The sequence below is a fragment of the Bacteroides xylanisolvens XB1A genome (assembly GCF_000210075.1).
GTDB classification, from domain to species: domain Bacteria; phylum Bacteroidota; class Bacteroidia; order Bacteroidales; family Bacteroidaceae; genus Bacteroides; species Bacteroides xylanisolvens.
In genome coordinates this window covers 530611-552637 of sequence record NC_021017.1, presented here as the reverse complement: position 1 = coordinate 552637, position 22027 = coordinate 530611, and the positions used below count along the sequence as shown (strand labels likewise).

Genomic DNA, 22027 nt, shown 5'->3' with positions numbered 1-22027 from the left:
CGGGTTGCTGTGGAGCTGTCTGGGGTTCTGCTTTGGCAGGAGCAGTTTCTTCTTTTTGAGCAACAGGTGGTGTGGGCGTAACAACTTTAGGTACATCAGGAGTTATTTCCTTTATGGTATCCTTCTGTTCAATTGTATCGGAAAGTTGTGTTTCCGGTTGAACGGGTTGAGTTGTCACAGGTGGCATATCCAGCGCATTCTTGTCAGATGAAGAAGAAAATAAATCCGGGTAATAAATAAACAGGATAACCCCTCCACATAATAACAAAACGATTACAATAACAGCTATTAAATAAGGTACAGGAGATTTTTCCTTCACTGGAGCTGTTTTTTTAGAAGCCGGTTGGGATACATGTTCTGATTTGACCGGTTTTATCGTTTCTTTTTTAGCAGGAGGTATTATAGGAGCCACAGGTTGCAGATTTGCTTTCATAAGCTCTTGTTCTATAATTTTCTCGGCAGTGATCTCCTCTTTTTCTTCTATTATAGGTGCTGCTGGTTGTTGTTCTACCATTGCGACTTCCTCTTCCGGGACTTCTTCATCTTCCAGCTGTTCGACTTTCTCTTCAATATTAGTTTCTGTGCTGGTCCTTTTAGGTTCTACATGAGAGGATGGCTCAATAGATTCTTCTACTGTAGATACATTTTCAACGATAACAGGTTCTTCAATGGAGTCTTCCACAGATGGTTGAGCAGTTATTTGCTCTTCCTGAATCAACTCTTTTTCTGAAAGCTCATCATCAGTGCTTTCATATTCCTCCGTTACAAGGGGGGGCGTATTCTCACCAATCTCATTCAATACAGTTTGTGCTGATACTTCCTCACCTGCTTCTTCTTCCTCTGTATCTTCTATCGGAGTATCTTCCAAAATTGTATTTTCATTCAATACAACAGTCTCAAAGTGTGCGAAAGGCTTATTTATTGTATCTCTTAGATTGGCATCCGGAGAAAATGAGACTTTTGTATGTCCCTTTATCTGGAAACGTTCTCCTGTGTTGACATTGACACTTTCCCGGCTATCTACATCAATAAGTTTGAAAGTTCCCAATCCTTTGATTTTTACAGTCTTTTCGTTCTCCAAAGCTTGTTTCTATCAAGAGAAAAAACTCTTTAACAAACGCTTCGGCGTCTTTCTTGGTCATGCTATGTTTGGCTGCCAATAAGTCAGTAAGGTCTTGAATTGTTAGTCTTTCATTCATAACGGGAAATTATTTATTTAAACTTATCTTTCAATGTATTGCTAGGTCTATAAGATAGTACTAATTTGGGTGGAACCAACATGCGTTGTTTACTTGCCGGGTTGATTGAAATTCGTTCCGCTTTCTTTTTAACTTCAAAAGAGCCGAATCCTTGAACTGCAATCACATTACCTTCTTCCAATTCTTGTGTCATGCTGGACAACAAAGAACCTATCAATTCGGAAGTATCCTTGATTGTGTATCCCAATCTTTCCGCTAGTTCGGATGTAAATTCCTTATTATTCATAGTCATTTATAATCTTTGCATATAAATCAAAATCGTCTGCATTCGTCACTTCCACCTGATAAAACTGTCCGATCTTAAGTTCTCTCTCTGAACGCTTAACCAGCACTTCCGGATCTACTTCCGGTGAATCAAATTCTGTTCGTCCAATATAATAATCTCCTTCCAAACGGTCGATGATAATTTTCATCTGTTTACCGATTTTTTCCGCACTTAATTCTGCCGAGATACCTTGCTGGATGTCCATCAATTCATCAAGTCTGGCTTGTTTAACCTCTTGTGGAATAGAATCTTCGTATGCTTCTGCAGCATAAGTTCCCTCTTCTTCGGAATATGCGAAAGCTCCCATCCGATCGAAACGTACTTTGCGCACAAACTCTTTAAGCTCTTCGAAGTCTTCCTCGGTTTCTCCGGGATGCCCTACCATTAAAGTTGTTCGCAGGTGAATGCCTGGCACTTCTTTACGAAATTGTTCAATCAGTCGGTAAGTATCCTCTTTGCTCACTTGCCGACGCATTAATTGCAACATATTGTCGCTGATATGCTGAAGAGCAATATCCATATATTTACATACATTATCGCGTTCACGCATAACCCGGAATAAATCCGTTGGGAAATGTGCCGGATAGGCATAATGCAACCGAATCCATTCCACGCCAGGGATATCGGAAATACGTTCAATCAGTTCCGGAAGCATTTGCTTCTTATACCGATCGATCCCATAATAAGTCAATTCCTGTGCGATCACCTGAAATTCTTTCACGCCTTGCGATACCAGGTATCGTACTTCGTCCAAAATTTCCTCCATCGGTTTGGAGATATGGCGTCCTGTAATAATGGGAATGGCACAATAAGAACATTTGCGATCACACCCTTCTGAAATTTTCAGGTAAGCATAGTGCTGGGGAGTTGTCAATGTCCGTTCGATATATAACTCATCATGATAGACCTTTCCTAAATCTTGTAAAAGCTCCTTCCAATTGAACTTGCCATAAAATTTATCTACTTGCGGTATCTCAACAGCCAATTCCTTCAGATAACGTTCGGAAAGACAACCCATCACGAAAAGTTTCTTTAAATCCCCTTCTTCCTTTCTTTCAGCAAACTCCAGAATCATATTTATGGACTCCTCTTTGGCATCACCAATAAAGCCACACGTATTGATTACTGCAATTTCTCCTTGTGGATTTTCAGTATCATGGGTTACGCTATATCCGACTTCTTCCAGTTGGCGCATTAACTGTTCGGAGTCAACCAAGTTTTTAGAGCATCCTAAAGTGATAATATCTATTCTCTTTCTTTTCATGCGTTCTCTCCAAACAAGGAATCAACGAATTCATTTTTACGGAATACTTGCAGGTCTTCCATACCTTCACCTAATCCGATATATTTAACAGGAATCTTGAATTGATCGGAAATACCAATCACAACACCACCTTTAGCGGTTCCGTCAAGTTTAGTGATAGCCATAGCAGTTACTTCGGTTGCCAGAGTGAATTGTTTGGCTTGTTCGAATGCATTTTGTCCGGTGGAACCGTCCAATACCAATAAAACTTCATCCGGTGCATCGGGCACAACCTTCTTCATCACATTCTTGATTTTGGTCAGCTCGTTCATCAAGCCCACCTTATTATGCAGGCGACCGGCTGTATCGATTATAACCACATCTGCGTTGTTGGCAACGGCAGAACTAAGAGTGTCATAAGCCACAGATGCAGGATCCGCTCCCATTTTCTGTTTAACAACAGGAACCCCTACCCGTTCTCCCCAAATCATTAACTGTTCTACGGCTGCAGCGCGGAAAGTATCGGCTGCTCCCAAATAAACCGATTTGCCTGCTTTTTTGAATTGATAAGCCAGCTTGCCGATAGTTGTAGTCTTCCCTACTCCATTCACTCCCACAACCATAATTACATAAGGTTTCCTTGTGATGGGTACGTCAAAATCAGCTACATCATCCGAGTTGTTTTCGGTAAGCAAAGCTGCTATTTCGTCACGTAATATAAGATTCAGTTCTTGAGTATTCACATACTTATCAGCCGCAGCGCGTTTCTCGATGCGTTTGATAATATTTAAAGTTGTTTCTACACCTACGTCAGATGTGATCAGTACTTCTTCCAGATTATCTAATACTTCATCGTCTACTTTTGACTTACCAGCCACAGCACGAGCAATTTTACTGAATACGCTCTCTTTGGTTTTAGATAATCCTTTATCTAAAGTTTCCTTCTTCTCCTTTGAAAAAAAACTAAAAAATCCCATATTGACACTTGTTTGTATAATACATTTGCTACAAAGATATAACAAAGGATTGGAAAAGTAAAAAAAGAAGCAATAAAAAATCCCCTCATTGTTTACCAATGAGAGGATTTTGCAGTTATAGCGTATATGCTATTTCGATTATTTTTTGAAAAAGTCTTGTACTTTTTCGTTCGGAACCATTTGTTCATCAAAAACGTATGCTCCAGTTTTCGGAGATTTTACCATTTTGATAACCTTGGTATAAGCACGACCTTCTTTTGAACCTTCGTGCAAACTTGCTACTGTTTTCTTTGCCATGGGTTATACTACTTTTATTATTTAATTTCCTTGTGTACTGTTACTCTCTTCAGAATTGGGTTGTATTTTTTCAACTCAAGTCTTTCTGTAGTATTCTTTCTGTTCTTAGTTGTGATATAACGAGATGTTCCCGGCATTCCACTGTCTTTGTGTTCTGTACATTCCAGAATCACTTGTACTCTGTTACCTTTTGCTTTCTTTGCCATTGTAAGTTTTCTCCTCTACGTTTAGCCGATTACTTTAATGCTTTTCCAATCACAATAACCTTTAGCCACTGCTTCAGTCAGCGCAGCATCCAGTCCTTTTTTGTTGATAATACGCAACCCGTTAGCGCAAAGGCTAAGGCTGATCCAACAATCCTGTTCTACATAATAGAACTTTTTGTTAAACAAGTTCAAATCAAAGGTTCTTTTAGTTCTTCTCTTTGAGTGTGAAACATTGTTGCCAATCATGGCTTTCTTTCCGGTAATTTGACAAATCTTCGACATTTCTATCTTATTTTTATAGTTTTATATCTATACTTATTTCAAACAGGACGCAAAGTAAGCACTTTTATCCGTATAAAACAAGAATTTCTTAAAATAATTCACTTTCAGGCGCCTATTTTTCTTTATTTGAGTAAATCACGGAGCATTAATAGGGCATTATTGCCAGCTCTTTCAATGTTCATGCTTCTTCCGCGGTTTGTTTCTTGCTTGTAAGTATGAATTTCGTTTTTATAACCAGCAGCTATCCAAACAGTTCCCACCGGCTTTTCCGGAGTACCACCTCCAGGGCCTGCTATCCCTGAAGTAGCAACAGCGCAATCTGTTTTTAATGCTTTCATCGCACCTTTTACCATTTCAATCACAGTTTCCTCACTGACAGCTCCATATTGTTCCAAAGTTTCGGAGGAAACGTGCAAAAGCCCCATTTTCACTTCATTAGAGTAGGCCACTACACTTCCATTAAAATATTCAGAACTGCCGGCGATGGAAGTCAACCGTGCGGCAATACTGCCCCCGGTACAACTTTCTGCGGTGGAAACGGTCAATTTCTTCTTTTTTAAAAGCTCACCGACTATAACCTCCAATGGTGTATCTTCTTCACTGAAAATATCTTCACCAAGTATTTCCTCTAATTTTAACTTTTCACGTTCAAGAAGAACTTTTACTTCTTCTCTGTTTTGTCCTCGTCCGGTCAGTCTAAGACGAATAATGCCAAGTTTGGGTAGATATGCCAATTTAATGCATTCCGGTAAAGTGTTCTCCCACGATTCTAACTTTTCGGCTAATACAGATTCCGGATAGTGCTGTACGAGAAATGTTTGATGCATAATAACATCCGTTTGAAACCTATCGTGCAGCTTAGGTAACACGCTTTCTGTCATCACAGCAATCATCTCTTGTGGAACGCCCGGCATGGAAACAAGTACCTTGCCATCCCTCTCGAACCAACTGACAGAAGCACTTCCCACAGGGTTATTTATTACCATACAATCTTTCGGGACCATTGCCAGGCTTTTATTGAGTGCATTCATTGGTATTTTTCCTGCCAGTACCCGCTTTACGTTTTCGAATACTTCTTCGTTGAAAACCAGTTCCGTATGGAAGTATTTGCATAAAGTCTGTTTGGTAATATCGTCTTTGGTAGGTCCGAGGCCTCCGGTTACTAAAACAATATTCACCCTTTCCATCGCATTATCAATCGCTTCCATGATTTCTTCTTCCCGGTCACGGATTGAAACAATACGAAGAACCTCAATACCTATTTTATTTAATTCCTGTCCCATCCAGGCAGAATTAGTATCAACAACCTGTCCTATCAGCAGTTCATCGCCAATGGTTATTATTTCGGCAAACATACTTCTTAGTTTTATCCTATTATATATAAGGTATACTTATCATAATGTCACACGCGAATAAGCTGGAAGATCAATAGAACAAAAATCCTTATCCAGGTATTTGAAATATCCGGTAATGGCAATCATGGCTGCATTATCGGTAGTATAACTGAATTTAGGGATGAAAATATTCCAACCATATTTCTCGGCGTGTTCTCGGAAAGCATTGCGTAATCCGTTATTTGCGGAAACTCCTCCGGCTACTGCTATTTCATTAATTTTATATTCTTTGGCAGCTTTCCGTAATTTATCCATCAGAATGTCCACTACAGTAGCTTCCAATGATGCTGCAAGATCCACTTTATGGTGCTCTATAAAATCCGGATCATCTTTTAGCCAGTCGCGTAATGAATATAAAAAGGAAGTTTTCAATCCGCTGAAACTGTAATCTAAACCGGGAATATGCGGTTTGCTAAATGTAAAAGCTTTCGGATTTCCCTGGCGTGCTAATTTGTCAATGATTGGTCCACCCGGATAGCCAAGTCCCATCACTTTAGAACATTTATCAATTGCTTCACCTGCCGCATCGTCAATAGTCTGTCCGAGGATCTCCATATCATTATAGGCTTTTACCAGTATGATTTGTGAATTTCCTCCGGATACCAGCAAGCAAAGAAATGGGAAAGCAGGCTGTCTTTCTTCCTCTCCTTCTGCTTTAATAAAATGAGCTAAAACATGTCCGGTCAAGTGATTAACGTCAATCATTGGAATGTTTAAGGAACGAGCAAATCCTTTTGCAAAGGAGACTCCGACAAGCAAAGACCCCATCAATCCTGGACCACGAGTGAAAGCTACTGCGCTCAACTCTTCTTTGGTGACATCGGCACGTTTTAATGCTTCATGTACTACCGGTACGATGTTTTGTTGGTGTGCCCGTGAAGCCAACTCGGGTACTACTCCACCGTATGCTTCATGTACGGCTTGACTTGATACCACATTTGACAGCAAATAACCATCCTTGATTACGGCTGCCGACGTATCGTCACAGGAGGATTCAATTCCTAAAATTATTGCACTCATAAGTATTTAAACTATTAAACGGTGCAAAAGTAATCATAAAACTACGATTCGTAACGAACTATTTTATATTTTTGTTCGCAAAATAAAAGTTATCGCATATCAGAACGCTGAAAAAGACTGTACGCTGGGTAGTTGGTATTGTACTGGGAGTATATATCGGGACTATTGTTTTGCTGAATATACCAAGCATTCAGCAAACAATGAGTGTATTTGTGGCTAAAGAACTTTCCGAAGTTTTAAACACAAAGGTAGTGATTGGTAGAATTAATATCGGTCTATTGAACCGTATTATTATTGATGATGTATTGCTTGACGATCAAAGTGGTCAGGAAATGCTCAAAGTCACTCGTTTATCCGCTAAGTTTGATATTATGCCTTTCTTTAAAGGAAAGATATCCATTAGCAGTGTTCAGCTCTTCGGATTTAATATCGATCTCCGGAAAGAGACTCCGGAGTCTCCTCCTAATTTTAAATTTGTTTTGGATGCTTTTGCTTCCAAAGATACAGTAAAGAGAGAAAGTTCACTTGATTTACGAATTAACTCCATCCTGATTCGTCGTGGAAGGATGTCCTATCATGTGTTATCGGAACAGGAAACACCGGGAAAATTTAACGCCAAGCATATTCAGCTTCAAAATATCATAGCCAATATATCGCTGAAAGCCTTAAGTAAGGATTCTTTGAATTTAGGAATCAAGCGATTGAGCCTTGATGAAAAGGCATCCGGCTTTTCTTTGAAAAAAATGAGTTTGAAACTGGTTGCCAATAACAAGCAGACAAACATTGATAATTTTACTATAGAGTTGCCCGAAACATCTCTCAAGCTGGATACCATTCATTTAGAGTATGATAGTTTGAAAGCTTTTGACCGTTTTACAGAACAAGTACATTTCTCTTTCCGTACTTTGCCGTCGCAAGTTACTCTAAAAGATATTTCTCCTTTTGTTCCTATCCTATCGCATTTCAAGGAACCGGTGACATTGGATATGGAGGTGAAGGGAACTGTGGACCAGTTGACTTGTTCGCATTTGGAAATTACGGCCGACGACCGCCAGTTTCGTTTGCGAGGGGATGTGTCGCTTCAGGACTTGTCGCGTCCACAAGATGCGTATGTATATGGAACACTTTCCGAGCTTTCGGCCAATACTCGTGGAGTCGGCTTCTTAGTGCGTAATTTGAGTCACAATTATAATGGAGTTCCTCCGCTTCTCGAACGTTTGGGAAATGTAAGTTTTCAGGGAGAGATTTCAGGATACTTTACGGACCTAGTTACTTACGGGCAATTACAAACGAGTCTTGGAAATGTAAAAACCGACTTAAAATTGAGTTCTGACAAGGCTAAAGGACTGTTTGCATATTCCGGTGCTGTTAAAACTGAAGATTTCCAGTTAGGTAAGTTATTGGATAATGAGAAGTTGGAAGAAATCACTTTCAATCTGGATGTACATGGGCGGCACATTACCGGGCAATTGCCAGCTGTGGAATTGAAAGGATTGATCGCTTCGGTAGATTATAGCAGATATAGATATGAAAATATCACATTGGATGGAGAATACAAACAAGGTGGATTTAATGGTAAAGTGGCGTTGGATGACCCTAATGGATCGATTTATCTGAATGGAGATGTAAATGTTACGTCTAAAGTGCCTACTTTTAATTTTCTTGCAGTAGTTAACAAAGTACGTCCACATGATTTGAATCTTACGACTAAATACCCAGATGCGGAGTTCTCTTTAAAACTGAAAGCTAATTTCACAGGTGGATCAGTGGATGAGATGATTGGAGAAATCAATGTGGATAGTTTGGAATTTACAGCTCCGGATAAAGCATATTTTATGCAGAATATGAATATCCGGGCTACCAAACAGAACGGCGAGAACCAACTAAGATTGACTTCTGAATTCCTGAAAGCAAGTATAGAAGGTAAATTCCAGTACCACACATTACCTGCCAGTATTCTGAATATTATGCGGAAGTATGTGCCGTCTTTGATATTACCTCCCAAGAAGCCGATTGAAACACATAACAATTTTCTGTTTGACGTACATATATATAATACGGACATTTTATCTACAATCTTTGATATACCGTTGACTGTGTACACTCATTCCACATTGAAGGGATATTTCAATGATGCCTTACAACGCTTGCGTGTAGAAGGATATTTTCCCCGTCTGCAATATAAAAATAACTTTATTGAGTCGGGCATGATCCTGTGCGAGAATCCTGCAGATCATATTCGTGCACAGGTTCGTTTGACTTCTTTGAAAAAGAAAGGGGCAGTCAATCTATCCTTGGATGCACAAGCTAAAGATGATAATGTCAGTACGACATTGAATTGGGGGAATAATGCTGCAGTGACATATAGCGGGCAATTGGCTGCCGTTGCCAAATTTCTACGTACAAGCGGAGAAAAACCATTGTTGAAAGCGATGGTAGATGTAAAACCTACTGATGTTATTTTAAACGATACTCTTTGGAAGATACATGCTTCACAAGTGGTGGTCGATTCAGGCAGGGTGGATGTGAATAACTTCTACTTTAGCCATCAGGATAGATATGTACGTATTAACGGCCGGCTTTCCGAGAATCCTAAAGATACTGTAAAGGTTGATTTAAAAGATATAAATATGGGATATGTATTTGATATTGCAAGCATATCCGACGATGTGAATTTTGAAGGTGATGCAACGGGAACAGCTTATGCAAGCGGAGTGCTAAAGAAACCTATTATGAATACCCGTTTATATATAAAGAACTTTTCACTTAATCAGGGTCGCTTGGGTGATTTGGATATTTATGGTGAGTGGGATAACGAAAATAGAGGTATCCGGTTGGATGCATCCATTCAAGACATATCCCCTTCTCCGTCACGTGTCACAGGTATTATTTATCCATTGAAACCCGAGAGCGGACTTGATTTAAATATTGAAGCAAATGAATTGAACTTAAAATTCCTCGAACATTATATGAAGTCTATTGCCAATGATATTAAAGGACGAGGGACGGGAAAAGTACATTTCTATGGAAAATTCAAAGGATTGAATTTGGATGGTGCGGTTATGACAGACGCTTCCATGAAGTTTGATATTCTGAACACACATTTTGCTGTAAAAGACACGATTCATCTAGCTCCTACCGGATTGACATTTAATAATATACATATATCCGACATGGAAGGACATTCGGGAAGAATGAACGGATATTTGCATTTCCAGCATTTTAAGAACTTAAACTATCGTTTTGAGATACAGGCAAATAATATGCTTGTGATGAATACGAAGGAATCGGCAGATATGCCTTTCTATGGTACGGTATACGGTACCGGAAATGTATTACTTGCCGGAAATGCCACACAAGGGTTGGACGTAAACGTGGCTATGACAACCAACCGAAATACTACCTTTACTTATATTAATGGCAGTGTAGCATCGGCTACCAGTAATCAGTTTATTAAGTTTGTAGATAAAACACCCCGTCGTACTATTCAGGATTCTATTCAGGTAATCTCATATTATGAACAAATACAGCAAAAACGTCAGGCGGAAGAAGAACAGAAAACGGATATCCGTTTGAATATTCTGGTGGATGCAACTCCCGATGCCACCATGCGAATTATCATGGACCCTATTGCCGGAGATTATATTAGCGGAAAAGGTACGGGAAATATTCGAACGGAATTTTATAATAAGGGTGATGTGAAGATGTTTGGTAATTATCGGATTAATCAGGGAGTATATAAATTCAGCTTGCAGGAAGTAATCCGTAAGGACTTTATAATCAAGGATGGAAGCACAATAACGTTTAATGGTGCACCTCTGGATGCTAACATGGATATACAAGCTTCATATACAGTGAATTCTGCTTCCTTGAATGACTTGATACCGGATGCTTCGGCTATTATCCAACAACCCAATGTACGTGTAAATTGTATCATGAATTTAAGTGGTATGCTGGTACGTCCGACTATCAAGCTGGGCATAGAGCTTCCAAATGAAAGGGATGAAATACAAACATTGGTGCGTAACTATATCAGTACGGAAGAACAGATGAATATGCAGATCCTTTACCTGCTGGGTATTGGTAAGTTTTATACGGAAGATGCACGGAATAATAATCAAAATTCGAATGTGATGTCTTCGGTGCTCTCATCTACCCTCTCCGGCCAGTTGAACAATGCACTTTCACAAGTCTTTGAAACAAATAACTGGAATATAGGTACGAATTTGAGTACGGGTGATAAAGGTTGGACGGATATGGAAGTAGAAGGTATTCTATCGGGACAATTATTGAATAATCGTTTATTGATAAACGGAAACTTCGGTTATCGGGATAATCCGATGGCTAATACTAACTTTGTAGGAGACTTTGAAGCAGAATGGTTGATTACCCGTTCGGGAGATATCCGTTTGAAGGCTTATAATGAGACGAATGACCGCTATTATACAAAAACGAATTTGACTACACAGGGAGTAGGTATCATGTATAAGAAGGACTTCAATAAATGGAGTGATCTATATTTTTGGAATAAATGGCGGTTGCGTAATAAGCGCAAACGGGAAGAAGCGGAAAAGGTGAAACCGCAACAGACGGACAGTATCACTGATAAAACAGCCAAATCGGCAGTAAAGAGAAATCATTCGCAACAACAATAAACATATAATAAACGATGACATGATTCCAGGCGGATATGTCATCGTTCATTATATGTGAGAATTATGTAATCAGGAGCATGTGCATCCTTTTTTATGGGATGACAATGCCGTCTTCATTGATATTTACTTCAAGATCTACATTCATTTTTTCCAGTTCGATCCGATAATAGATGGTGCCATCTGCTTTTTCAATACGTTTCGCTTCGTCAAAACGATATTCTCCATATTGATTATTAATCGTATTTTTGACAGCTTCGGGCAGTTCATTTTGACGTACTTCCCATGAAGTAGAATGCCAATCTCCGGTCTGATCGAACAAAACATCTTTTGATATTCCGTTATGAATGATATCCACTTCCGTATATCCGAAATCCCAGTCATTTCTATCATCTTCTACATCTATTTCCATGATTTTGGCATTCGGATATTTTTCATTAATGAAGTTTCTCATTGCTTCAGTCAATTGAACGGGAAGATGACCGGTGTTATCATCATCAGTGTCTACGATACTTTTAATCAGAGTTCCGTCCGCAGAATAATATAAGTCTATCTCCTGATTCTGATTTTCGACTTCAATTACGAAAATAGTCTCAACGCCTGTCCGCTCCAATTTGTCTACATCATCTTGTTTCCACGAAGCATATTCACTCTTTTCAAAAGAAGTTTTCACAGCTTGCGGTAATGCACTGTAAGGAATGTCTGTTTCTGTCATTTGCCATTTTCCATCTTGGGTAAACCATGCAGATGCTTCATATTCATCATAGAAATCTGCTACATAATATCCGGACTTAGTTTCCCATTTCACATTTGCAGCATTAGGGTATTTAGATGCAAATGCGTTTTGAAGTTCGGTAGGAACAGCAATTGAATTATCGTCGTCGTTATCACAACTTTGTAGGCTCCATGTAACGCAAAGTGCCAGTAAGAGTGTATAAATCTTTAGTTTCATCTTTGTTCTATTTTAAAAGGTTTAGAAGTCAATATCAATCAAATTAAATTTCAAGTCGAATTTCAATTCCGTACGGTTGGACAGTTTTACTTCATAATCTTTTTTATCCCTCTCTATTTTCAGGATTTTAGCATCGGGATAATTGGTCGTTACATATTTTTGAATTGTTGCAGGAATAATAGCTGTAGGTACCGCGCTATATTTGCAATTCACTTCTTCCCAGTTTCCTTTGTTATCAAATTCTACTTTATCGCCATTAGTGAAAATCACTTCATAACTTTTATAGAAGAAATCACTTTCCATTTTGGCTAATGCTACTTTGCTGTCGGCAAAATGCTGTTTGATAAACTGCTGGGCCTGTTGTGGCATTTGAGTTACCTGAATAGGTTTGTCGTCATCTGCACGAGCTACTGTTTGCAATGTAAAAAGACATACTAATAAGAATACTAACTTTTTCATAATCGTTGTTTTTTAAATATTGGTTTTTACTACTATTATTAATTTCACATTGCAAAGATGAAAGGAGAATCTGAAAAGATTTGGGAATTTTGAGAATTATCAAGAAAAAAATCTCATAAAAATATAGTGACGCTATCCTGTTAACATAGCGTCACCATCTATAAAGGATACCGTCACCATCCCATAAGGATAGCGTCACTATAATTTCTTCCTGAAATTAGATTCTTTAGGATTCTTTTAAAACTACTAATATACACATCGTTTATTTTTGCACACACGAATTTGACGATATTCATATTAAATAACCATAAGAACTTTTTTATGACTATGAGAACAAATTATTTTTTATTATTCGCTATTCTATTGGGAGTTATTCCCATGAGTTACACACACGCCAATGATTCAATACCGAAAAGCGTGATTCTGTACACACCTTACACAAAAATCTCCGTATCGCCCGGAGCGTCAATTGATTACAGTATTGATCTTATTAACAACACGGACCAATTGATGAATGCGAATCTTTCTGTTAGCGGATTGTCCTCCAGTTGGAAACACGAAATGAAATCCGGTGGCTGGAGCCTTAGCCAGCTGTCGGTACTTCCCAAAGAGAAAAAGACTTTTAATTTAAAAGTCGAAGTTCCATTAAAAGTGAATAAAGGCAATTATCATTTTGTGGTATATGCCGGAAACGCTAAACTTCCCTTGGATGTGGTGGTTGCTCAAAAAGGAACGTACCAAACCGAATTTACTACTGACCAGCCCAACATGCAGGGAAATTCGAAATCAACCTTCACTTTCAGTGCTACTTTAAAAAATCAGACCGCCGATCAGCAACTATATGCTTTGATGGCTAATGCCCCCAGAGGGTGGAATGTCGTTTTTAAACCGAACTACAAACAAGCCACTTCTGCACAAGTAGAGGCAAACAGTACACAAAATGTAAGTATAGATATTACCCCTCCTGCCAATGTAGAAGCCGGTAGCTATAAAATTCCGGTACGTGCTGCTACAGGTACAACTTCTGCCGAATTGGAATTGGAAGTAGTTGTCACCGGTTCTTATCAAATGGAACTGACTACTCCTCGCGGGTTATTAAGCACAGATGTCACAGCTGGTGATGTGAAAAAAATAGAGCTGGAAGTAAGAAACACAGGTTCTTCATTACTGAAAGACATTCAGTTGTCTGCCAATAAACCTGCAGACTGGGAAGTTACTTTTGAACCTTCAAAGGTTGACGCATTAAAAGCTGGAGAGACATCAACGGTGATGGCTACTTTGAAAGCTTCTAAAAAAGCGCTGCCCGGGGACTATGTGACTACTATCATGGCTAAAACTCCTGAAGTAAATGCCGACGCGCAGTTCAGAATTGCGGTAAAAACTCCGATGATATGGGGATGGGTAGGTGTGCTTATCATCATTGCTACTATCGGTGTGGTTTACTATCTGTTCCGTAAATATGGAAGGAGGTAAATGATGAGCGAACAAGTGATCGTACTTACCGATTTGACCAAACAATATGGTAATTTCACTGCTGTAGATCATATTCGCCTGAATATCCGGAAAGGGGAAATCTTCGGATTGCTGGGACCGAATGGTGCCGGAAAATCAACTACTATCTTAATGATGCTAGGGTTGACGGAGCCTACTTCGGGAACAGTTGAAATCTGTGGAATAAATTCTACCACTCATCCTATTGAAGTAAAAAGGAGGATAGGTTATTTGCCTGAAGATGTAGGATTTTATGATGATATGACAGGACCGGAGAACTTGATCTATACAGCGCGATTAAATGGTATTCCTGATAAGGAGGCGAAAACCAAAGCTATGGAACTGATGAAGCGGGTAGGCCTTGAAGAACAGTTAACCAAAAAGACCGGAAAATATTCTCGTGGTATGAGACAGCGGTTGGGATTGGCTGATGTGCTTATTAAAAATCCGGAGATTATTATCCTCGATGAACCGACTTCAGGAATTGACCCGGCCGGTGTTCAGGAGTTTATCGAACTGATTCGCTGGTTGAGTAAGGAAGAGGGGTTGACTGTACTTTTCTCTTCCCATCACTTGGATCAGGTACAGAAAGTGTGCGACCGTGTTGGTTTGTTTAGTAATGGCCAATTACTTGCGTTGATCGATATGGCAGAACTGAAAGACAAGAAACAGGAATTGTCTGATATTTATAACCATTATTTTGAGGAAGGAGGAGAAAGACATGAATAAAGTCAATCATCCTTTTTGGGTGATCGTCAACAAGGAAATTTCCGACCATGTCAAAAGTTGGCGGTTCATTATATTAATAGGTATTATAGCGCTTACCTGCATGGGATCGCTATATACAGCACTCACAAATATTGGTGAAGCTATCAAGCCTAATGATCCGGACGGCTCGTTTTTATTTTTGAAGTTGTTTACGGTTTCAGATGGGACTCTCCCCTCTTTTGTATTGTTTATTAACTTCTTAGGACCTTTATTAGGAATCGCCTTAGGATTTGACGCAGTCAATTCCGAACAAAATAAAGGAACCTTGAGCCGTATGCTGTCCCAGCCTATTCATCGTGATTGCATTATCAACGCGAAGTTTGTGGCTGCTCTAATTGTAATAGGTATCATGCTGTTTGTATTGGGCTTTTTGGTAATGGGCTGTGGATTGATTGCCATTGGCATTCCTCCTACAGCAGAAGAGTTTTGGCGAATTGTTTTCTTCATCATTACCAGTATCTTTTATGTAGCATTTTGGCTGAATTTAGCTATTTTGTTTTCACTTCGTTTTCGTCAGGCAGCGACTTCTGCATTGGCATCGGTGGCTGTTTGGTTGTTCTTTAGCGTATTCTATACCATGATTGTTAATTTGGTGGCAAAAGGTTTAAGCCCGTCACAGATGGCGTCGCCTTATCAGATTATCAGTTATCAAAAGTTTATTTTGGGATTGATGCGTTTGGCACCGAGTGAATTGTTTAATGAAGCTACCACTACATTATTGATGCCTTCTGTTAGAAGTTTGGGACCATTGACTATGGAACAGGTGCAGGGAGCTATTCCCAGTCCGCTCCCGTTGGGGCAAAGTCTTTTAGTCGTATGGCCACAACTGACGGGACTGATTGCAGCAACAGTTATCTGTTTCGCTATCTCTTATATCATGTTTATGAGGAGAGAAATACGATCCCGATAACTGACTCACCATAAAAGACGCAAAGGACACAGAGAAATAAGTTAAATGAATACAGCTGATAGATCAGATGATGATTACCGATCGGTTATTCACTTTTTACTCCGTGTCCTTTGTGTTTTCTGAATAAAAAATTATTGTCTGGAAATCTCGAAGCAGTGCTCTTCCTGTTCGAAGTAATATCTTATACTCAAGTGTTGCAAACGACAGATAGAATCGGCTATTGCTAGTCCCAGACCTGTAGATCCTTCCTTTTTAGTTCCTTGATAGAAACGTTCGAAGATATGTTCCTTATCCAACGGATTTTCTACTCCTGAATTTCGGAAAGTAATACTGTTTTTGGTGACAGTGATCCGGATATGTCCCCCGTCAATGTTATGTACAAATGCATTTTTTAGGAGATTCGTGAGTAAAGCAACAGCCAGAGATTCGTTTATTGTCACATTGAAAATGTCCTGTTCATCGATAGTTACTTCTATGTTACGATAGTTGTAAACTTCTTCGTAATCTTGCAGATATTGTTTGAGAAGTCCATTTAGTTCCAATTGCTTGGTATCCGTAAACTGGCCATTGTCAATTTTAGTAAGCAATAGTAGAGATTTGTTTAATTTAGTGATGTATTCTAAAGTCTGGTGGGTTTTCATCAGCTCTTCCAGTTGTTTTTCTGATAACGAATCATCTTCCATCAACATTTCCAATCGGTTACGACAGATAGCAAGTGGAGTTTGTATCTCATGTGAAGCATTTCCGATAAATTGTTTTTGTTGTTCGAACATCTGCTCCGTACGTTCTACATAACGAATAGCAGCCTCATTTAATTTTCGGAATTCCGTGATTTGGGTTTCGTTACTCAACGGCTTATTTTTTTTTCCTGTTTGATAACCGTCCAGCCAATGAAGAAGCACATAGAGCGGTCGCATATTCCGATAGAACACCCATACGGAAATGATAATAATGCAGAATAACAGAGCTACATACAAAAATATAATCCATACTTGGATGGCATCTCTCAAGTCATCTTTTTCAATGCTGGGAGTTGATACTGTCAGCTCGTGGTATCGTCCTTCATCGTCTTTAAAGATAGTAGTAAGAATACGTGCCGGTTCGGTTTCCTCTTTTTCTTCAATATATACCATAGAGTCTTTATATTGAATATCCTCCCGGCTTTCCGCATATTCTTTGCTTACTTCCATCATATAATATTGATTGTTGGAGCCGTTGGTTTTAGAAGGTAGCTCCTCTCCTGCCAATGCCCGGATAATGATGGTTTCCGAATAATCTTCCAGAGCGTCATCCACTTCATCGTTGACTTCATCAATCATCGTAACATAAAAAAAGATAGCCCAGACCGTCAGTATGAAGGTCAAAGCAAGCGTAATACGAAGAATGATGTAATATATTAATTTCATGGACAATATTCTCTTTCTTTTTTTATTCTACTACCATTTTATACCCAAACCCATAGACCGCTTTGATTTCAATGTTTGCACCCGAATCTTTGAGCTTTTTGCGAAGATTCTTAATCTGTGCATATATGAAGTCAAAATTATCAACCTGGTCAATATGATCTCCCCATACTGATTCGGCCAAAGTGTTTTTATTGATTAATCTTCCGGGACGATTGATAAAATATAACAGGATGTCATACTCTTTTCTATTTAGCTCCACTTCCTGATCGTTGACAAATACACGATATTTATCCGGTTCTATTCGTACATTACCTTGGCGGATATCAATTTCTCCGTCATGCTGATGACGGCGAATCACGCTTTTAATCCGTGCATTTAGTTCAACCAAATGAAATGGCTTCGGTAAATAATCATCCGCTCCCAGTTCCAGTCCCAAAACTTTGTCTTCCAAGGAGTCCTTTGCGGAAATAATAATTACGTTCTCTCGTTTATGGAGAGCTTTCAGTCGTTCAAGAAGATTAAGTCCGCTTCCGTCCGGTAGCATGATGTCCAATAAGATACAATCATAGTCGTAGTCTTCAACTTTGCGTAGAGCAGAATTAAAGTCACTGGCTGTTTCCACAACGTAACGTTCTTTTTCAAGTGAACATTGAATCAGTTCTCTTAAAGAGGGTTCGTCTTCTACAATCAATATCTTCATAACTTTGTCTCCTTTCTTTTTTACAGCTACAAAGAAAAGGGATATTTCTGAAATAAAACTGAAATGGATTGAAAAAAGAGTTTGAAATAACTATTGAATGTCCTATGAACTATTAGGACAGGTCACAAATAATATAATATGGAAGGAAAAAAGAAAAGGATGAAAGCGATTGAATCGTTTCCATCCTTTTTATAATTATGTGTGATTTCTATTTAATAAGAACGTGCAAATATCACGCGGCAAGCAGATGGTTTGCCTGTTACCATACATTTACCCGGTTCCTTGTCTCCCGGAACAAATGAATCGAACGGAATACAACGAATGGTTGCTTTGGTTTCTTCCTTAATCTTTTCTTCTGTTTCAGTGGTTCCGTCCCAATGAGCCAGAATAAATCCGCCTTCTTCGATTTTTTCTTTAAATTCGTCGTAAGTATCTACTGTTGTAATCTTGGAGTTACGGTAGTCCAATGCTTTCTTGTAGATATTAGCCTGCATTTCTTCAAGCAAGTTCTGAACATACGTTTCAATGCCTTCACAAGTAACTGTTTCTTTTTCCAGTGTATCACGGCGCATCACTTCCATGGTGTTGTTTTCAAGATCACGACCACCCATAACCAAACGAACAGGTACACCTTTCAATTCATAGTCGGCGAATTTAAAGCCCGGACGTTTGTTATCTGCATTGTCATATTTAACAGAGATACCTAATGCTTTCAGTTTCGCTACAATGCCTTCTACTTTTGCATCGATTTGTTTCAGTTGTTCGTCATTCTTATAGATAGGAACGATCACTACCTGAATCGGAGCCAAATGCGGAGGTAATACCAATCCGTTATCATCCGAGTGAGTCATAATCAATGCCCCCATCAAACGGGTAGAAACGCCCCATGAAGTAGCCCAAACATACTCCAACTTGTTTTCTTTATTAACAAATTGAACATCGAATGCTTTTGCAAAGTTTTGTCCCAGGAAGTGGGAGGTACCACTTTGCAACGCTTTTCCATCCTGCATCATGGCTTCAATTGTATATGTATCAAGTGCGCCGGCAAAACGTTCGTTGGCTGATTTTACTCCCTTTACGACAGGAACGGCCATATATTTTTCTGCAAATTCACCATATACATTCAGCATTCTGATTGCTTCTTCTTCTGCTTCCTCACGAGTAGCATGAGCAGTATGGCCTTCTTGCCACAGAAATTCAGCAGTACGCAGGAAAAGGCGTGTGCGCATTTCCCAACGGAAAACGTTAGCCCATTGGTTGCAGAGAATAGGCAGGTCACGATATGACTGAATCCAGTTCTTATAAGTATTCCAGATGATTGTTTCTGATGTCGGGCGGATAATTAATTCCTCTTCCAATTTAGCTGCAGGATCTACTACAACTCCTGAACCGTCTTCTGCATTCTTCAAGCGATAATGCGTTACAACGGCACACTCTTTAGCAAAACCTTCTACGTGTTCAGCTTCGCGGCTTAAGAATGATTTCGGGATTAATAACGGGAAGTATGCGTTTACATGTCCTGTTTCTTTGAACATATCATCCAATTGACGTTGCATTTTTTCCCAGATGGCGTATCCGTAAGGCTTAATCACCATACATCCGCGCACAGCAGACTGTTCTGCCAAGTCAGCTTTTACCACCAAATCGTTGTACCACTGTGAGTAGTTTTCACTGCGTTTGGTAAGGTCTTTCAGTTCTTTTGCCATTATATTTTTCTATTTAAAGTTTTCTTGAGTGTTAAAACAGGGTGCAAAAATACGAAAAATGCATGAACTGCCCTATTCTTCATGCATTAATTTTCTAAAGTCATGTTTTGTTTCTTTTCCTCTATAATATGTATTTCAATAGAAAAGGATCCTGGTAATAAAAAAATCAGGCAGTTTATTTAAGATAACCACCTGATTTTCAAAAGAGCGGTAAACGAGGCTCGAACTCGCGACCCCCAGCTTGGGAAGCTAGTGCTCTACCAACTGAGCTATTACCGCATATTTATTGTGTTTCCCGACTTAAAAGCCTTATGAAACGGTGATGCAAAGGTAAACATAATTTTTATATCTCAAATAAAATCACAGAAATTTTAATGAAAGAAAAAAGTAATATCAAAGTTGCTTTTACTCTTTTGTTTTGATGAAAAAAGGACTGGAACCGAAAGAGCGTGAACAAACCTCTCTTTTCATCTGTTAGAATATCTCGAAATCAGATATAACCTAACCAGTATGAAAAAAAATAAGCGACTTTTTATACTATTGACTTTGTATTTCTCCATCAGTCAGATAGATGCACAGACACCATTAAGTTTTGAAGAATCACTGCATCTGCTGAATCAGGGAAATCAGAGTTTGAAAATTGCAGATAAGAGTATTGAGATTGCGAAGGCTGAACGTGATAAACTGAATGCTTTCTGGTATCCCAGTCTTCAGTCTACGGGTGCGTTTGTGCACATGTCGGAGAAGATTGAAGTAAAACAGCCCCTATCGCAGTTTACTGATCCGGCTAAAGACTTTGTACATTCCATTATTCCGGATGATCAGGTCATTTCATCCATACTAGATCAAATTGGAGCCAACACACTGGTGTTTCCCCTGACTCCCAGAAACCTGACTACTGTTGATTTATCAGCCGAGTGGGTACTCTTTTCCGGTGGTAAACGTTTTCGTGCCACCAATATCGGAAGAACGATGGTTGATTTGGCACGAGAAAGCCGGGCACAGGTGTCGGCCAACCAGCAAAACCTGTTGGTTGAAAGTTATTATGGGCTTCGGCTGGCACAACAAATAGTAACTGTTCGTGAAGAAACTTATAACGGATTGAAGAAACATTATGAAAATGCCTTGAAATTAGAGGCAGCAGGAATGATTGACAAAGCAGGCAGACTTTTCGCCCAAGTGAATATGGATGAAGCTAAACGAGCATTGGAAGCTGCGCGGAAAGAAGAAACAGTGGTGCAAAGTGCTTTAAAAGTCTTGCTAAATAAAAAGGATACAGATGCTAATATCATTCCTACCTCTCCCCTTTTTATGAATGATTCACTACCTCCTAAAATGCTTTTTGATCTTTCTGTAAACAGCGGGAACTATACGCTCAATCAATTACAGTTACAGCAACATATTGCCAAACAAGAAGTACGGATTGCTCAAAGCGGGTATCTGCCGAATATAGCCCTTTTCGGAAAACAGACCTTGTATTCGCATGGTATTCAGAGTAATTTGTTGCCACGTACCATGATAGGTATTGGTTTTACATGGAATCTCTTTGACGGACTGGATCGGGAGAAGAAAGTACGGCAATCGAAATTGACGGAACAAACACTGGCTTTGGGACAGATGAAGGCTCGCGACGATTTGGCTGTTGGTGTAGATAAACTTTATACGCAGTTGGAAAAGGCACAGGATAATGTAAAAGCTTTAAATGCAACAATTACTTTAAGCGAAGAACTGGTTCGTATCCGAAAGAAGTCGTTCACAGAAGGGATGGCAACATCTACCGAAGTTATTGACGCTGAAACTATGCTTGCCACTGTAAAAGTGGCTCGTTTGGCAGCGTATTATGAATATGATGTGGCACTTATAAATCTACTCTCGCTTTGTGGCACACCGGAACAATTTGCAAACTATCAACCTAAACCGTAACAAATAATGAAACCAACTAGTAAAACCCTATCATGGGCTTTTGTTATCATCCTTTTGGCGGTCGGTATTTTTACCGGCTTAGGAGTTATACTAATGCATAAACAACAGCTAGTTCTG

The 22027-nt window shown here is 39.3% G+C and carries 18 protein-coding genes, 1 tRNA gene and 1 pseudogene; 5 read left to right on the top strand and 15 right to left on the bottom strand.

Annotation, left to right across the window (positions count from 1 at the left end):
• The 9 genes and pseudogenes from BXY_RS02190 to tsaD all read right to left on the bottom strand — a co-directional run.
• A pseudogene (locus BXY_RS02190) lies at positions 1–1199 on the bottom strand (HU family DNA-binding protein); the annotation flags it as partial.
• 13 nt (positions 1200–1212) lie between these two features.
• Entirely contained in the window at positions 1213–1485 is a 273-nt protein-coding gene (locus BXY_RS02185) for an HU family DNA-binding protein (protein WP_004314362.1), read from the bottom strand.
• Positions 1478–2788, bottom strand: a complete 1311-nt coding sequence (gene rimO / locus BXY_RS02180) for a 30S ribosomal protein S12 methylthiotransferase RimO (RefSeq protein WP_015531108.1) — start codon at positions 2786–2788, stop codon at positions 1478–1480. Before rimO ends, BXY_RS02185 begins: the two co-directional genes overlap by 8 nt.
• On the bottom strand, positions 2785–3744 hold the full coding sequence (ftsY, locus tag BXY_RS02175) for a signal recognition particle-docking protein FtsY (protein WP_009041129.1): 960 nt from the start codon (positions 3742–3744) through the stop codon (positions 2785–2787). Before ftsY ends, rimO begins: the two co-directional genes overlap by 4 nt.
• A gap of 138 nt (positions 3745–3882) precedes the next feature.
• A complete protein-coding gene (locus BXY_RS02170) occupies positions 3883–4041 on the bottom strand; it encodes a DUF4295 domain-containing protein (protein ID WP_004295982.1) in 159 nt (52 codons plus the stop codon).
• Positions 4042–4058: 17 nt separating this feature from the next.
• Positions 4059–4247, bottom strand: a complete 189-nt coding sequence (gene rpmG, locus BXY_RS02165; protein ID WP_002560155.1) for a 50S ribosomal protein L33 — start codon at positions 4245–4247, stop codon at positions 4059–4061.
• A gap of 21 nt (positions 4248–4268) precedes the next feature.
• On the bottom strand, positions 4269–4529 hold the full coding sequence (gene rpmB / locus BXY_RS02160) for a 50S ribosomal protein L28 (protein ID WP_004314359.1): 261 nt from the start codon (positions 4527–4529) through the stop codon (positions 4269–4271).
• 122 nt (positions 4530–4651) lie between these two features.
• Positions 4652–5884, bottom strand: coding sequence for a competence/damage-inducible protein A (locus tag BXY_RS02155; RefSeq protein ID WP_015531107.1), 1233 nt, complete (start codon positions 5882–5884; stop codon positions 4652–4654).
• Between the two features lie 39 nt (positions 5885–5923).
• Entirely contained in the window at positions 5924–6943 is a 1020-nt protein-coding gene (tsaD, locus tag BXY_RS02150; protein WP_015531106.1) for a tRNA (adenosine(37)-N6)-threonylcarbamoyltransferase complex transferase subunit TsaD, read from the bottom strand.
• A 200-nt stretch (positions 6944–7143) separates the two neighbouring features.
• Between tsaD and BXY_RS02145 the strand changes: the two genes are divergently transcribed.
• Positions 7144–11598 (top strand): translocation/assembly module TamB domain-containing protein, encoded by a 4455-nt coding sequence (locus BXY_RS02145; protein WP_015531105.1) that lies wholly within the window; start codon positions 7144–7146, stop codon positions 11596–11598.
• Between the two features lie 91 nt (positions 11599–11689).
• On the opposite strand, the gene BXY_RS02140 is transcribed toward BXY_RS02145, so the two are convergent.
• On the bottom strand, positions 11690–12547 hold the full coding sequence (locus BXY_RS02140; RefSeq protein WP_015531104.1) for a PepSY-like domain-containing protein: 858 nt from the start codon (positions 12545–12547) through the stop codon (positions 11690–11692).
• A 21-nt stretch (positions 12548–12568) separates the two neighbouring features.
• Positions 12569–13006, bottom strand: a complete 438-nt coding sequence (locus BXY_RS02135) for a PepSY-like domain-containing protein (protein ID WP_015531103.1) — start codon at positions 13004–13006, stop codon at positions 12569–12571.
• Positions 13007–13327: 321 nt separating this feature from the next.
• Between BXY_RS02135 and BXY_RS02130 the strand changes: the two genes are divergently transcribed.
• Genes BXY_RS02130 through BXY_RS02120 form a run of 3 tightly spaced genes read left to right on the top strand, consistent with a single transcriptional unit; the run spans position 13328 to position 16175 of the window.
• On the top strand, positions 13328–14479 hold the full coding sequence (locus BXY_RS02130; RefSeq protein WP_195436615.1) for a COG1470 family protein: 1152 nt from the start codon (positions 13328–13330) through the stop codon (positions 14477–14479).
• A gap of 3 nt (positions 14480–14482) precedes the next feature.
• A complete protein-coding gene (locus BXY_RS02125; protein ID WP_134993275.1) occupies positions 14483–15226 on the top strand; it encodes an ABC transporter ATP-binding protein in 744 nt (247 codons plus the stop codon).
• Complete coding sequence (locus BXY_RS02120) at positions 15219–16175, top strand: ABC transporter permease (RefSeq protein ID WP_007752792.1); 957 nt, start codon at positions 15219–15221, stop codon at positions 16173–16175. The genes BXY_RS02125 and BXY_RS02120 overlap by 8 nt, the downstream gene beginning before the upstream one ends.
• A gap of 131 nt (positions 16176–16306) precedes the next feature.
• Here the strand turns inward: BXY_RS02120 and BXY_RS02115 are convergent, their stop codons facing one another.
• From BXY_RS02115 to BXY_RS02100, 4 genes are all read right to left on the bottom strand, one after another.
• Entirely contained in the window at positions 16307–17581 is a 1275-nt protein-coding gene (locus BXY_RS02115) for a sensor histidine kinase (RefSeq protein WP_015531100.1), read from the bottom strand.
• Positions 17582–17603: 22 nt separating this feature from the next.
• The gene (locus tag BXY_RS02110) at positions 17604–18281 is read right to left on the bottom strand and encodes a response regulator transcription factor (protein ID WP_004314349.1); all 678 of its coding nucleotides are present in this window, start codon (positions 18279–18281) and stop codon (positions 17604–17606) included.
• 212 nt (positions 18282–18493) lie between these two features.
• A complete protein-coding gene (gene proS / locus BXY_RS02105) occupies positions 18494–19987 on the bottom strand; it encodes a proline--tRNA ligase (protein WP_007752799.1) in 1494 nt (497 codons plus the stop codon).
• Positions 19988–20193: 206 nt separating this feature from the next.
• A tRNA-Gly gene (locus BXY_RS02100) sits at positions 20194–20266 on the bottom strand.
• A gap of 231 nt (positions 20267–20497) precedes the next feature.
• On the opposite strand from BXY_RS02100, the gene BXY_RS02095 reads away from it, so the two are divergent.
• Entirely contained in the window at positions 20498–21910 is a 1413-nt protein-coding gene (locus BXY_RS02095; protein ID WP_004314346.1) for a TolC family protein, read from the top strand.
• The last annotated feature ends 117 nt before the right edge of the window (positions 21911–22027 follow it).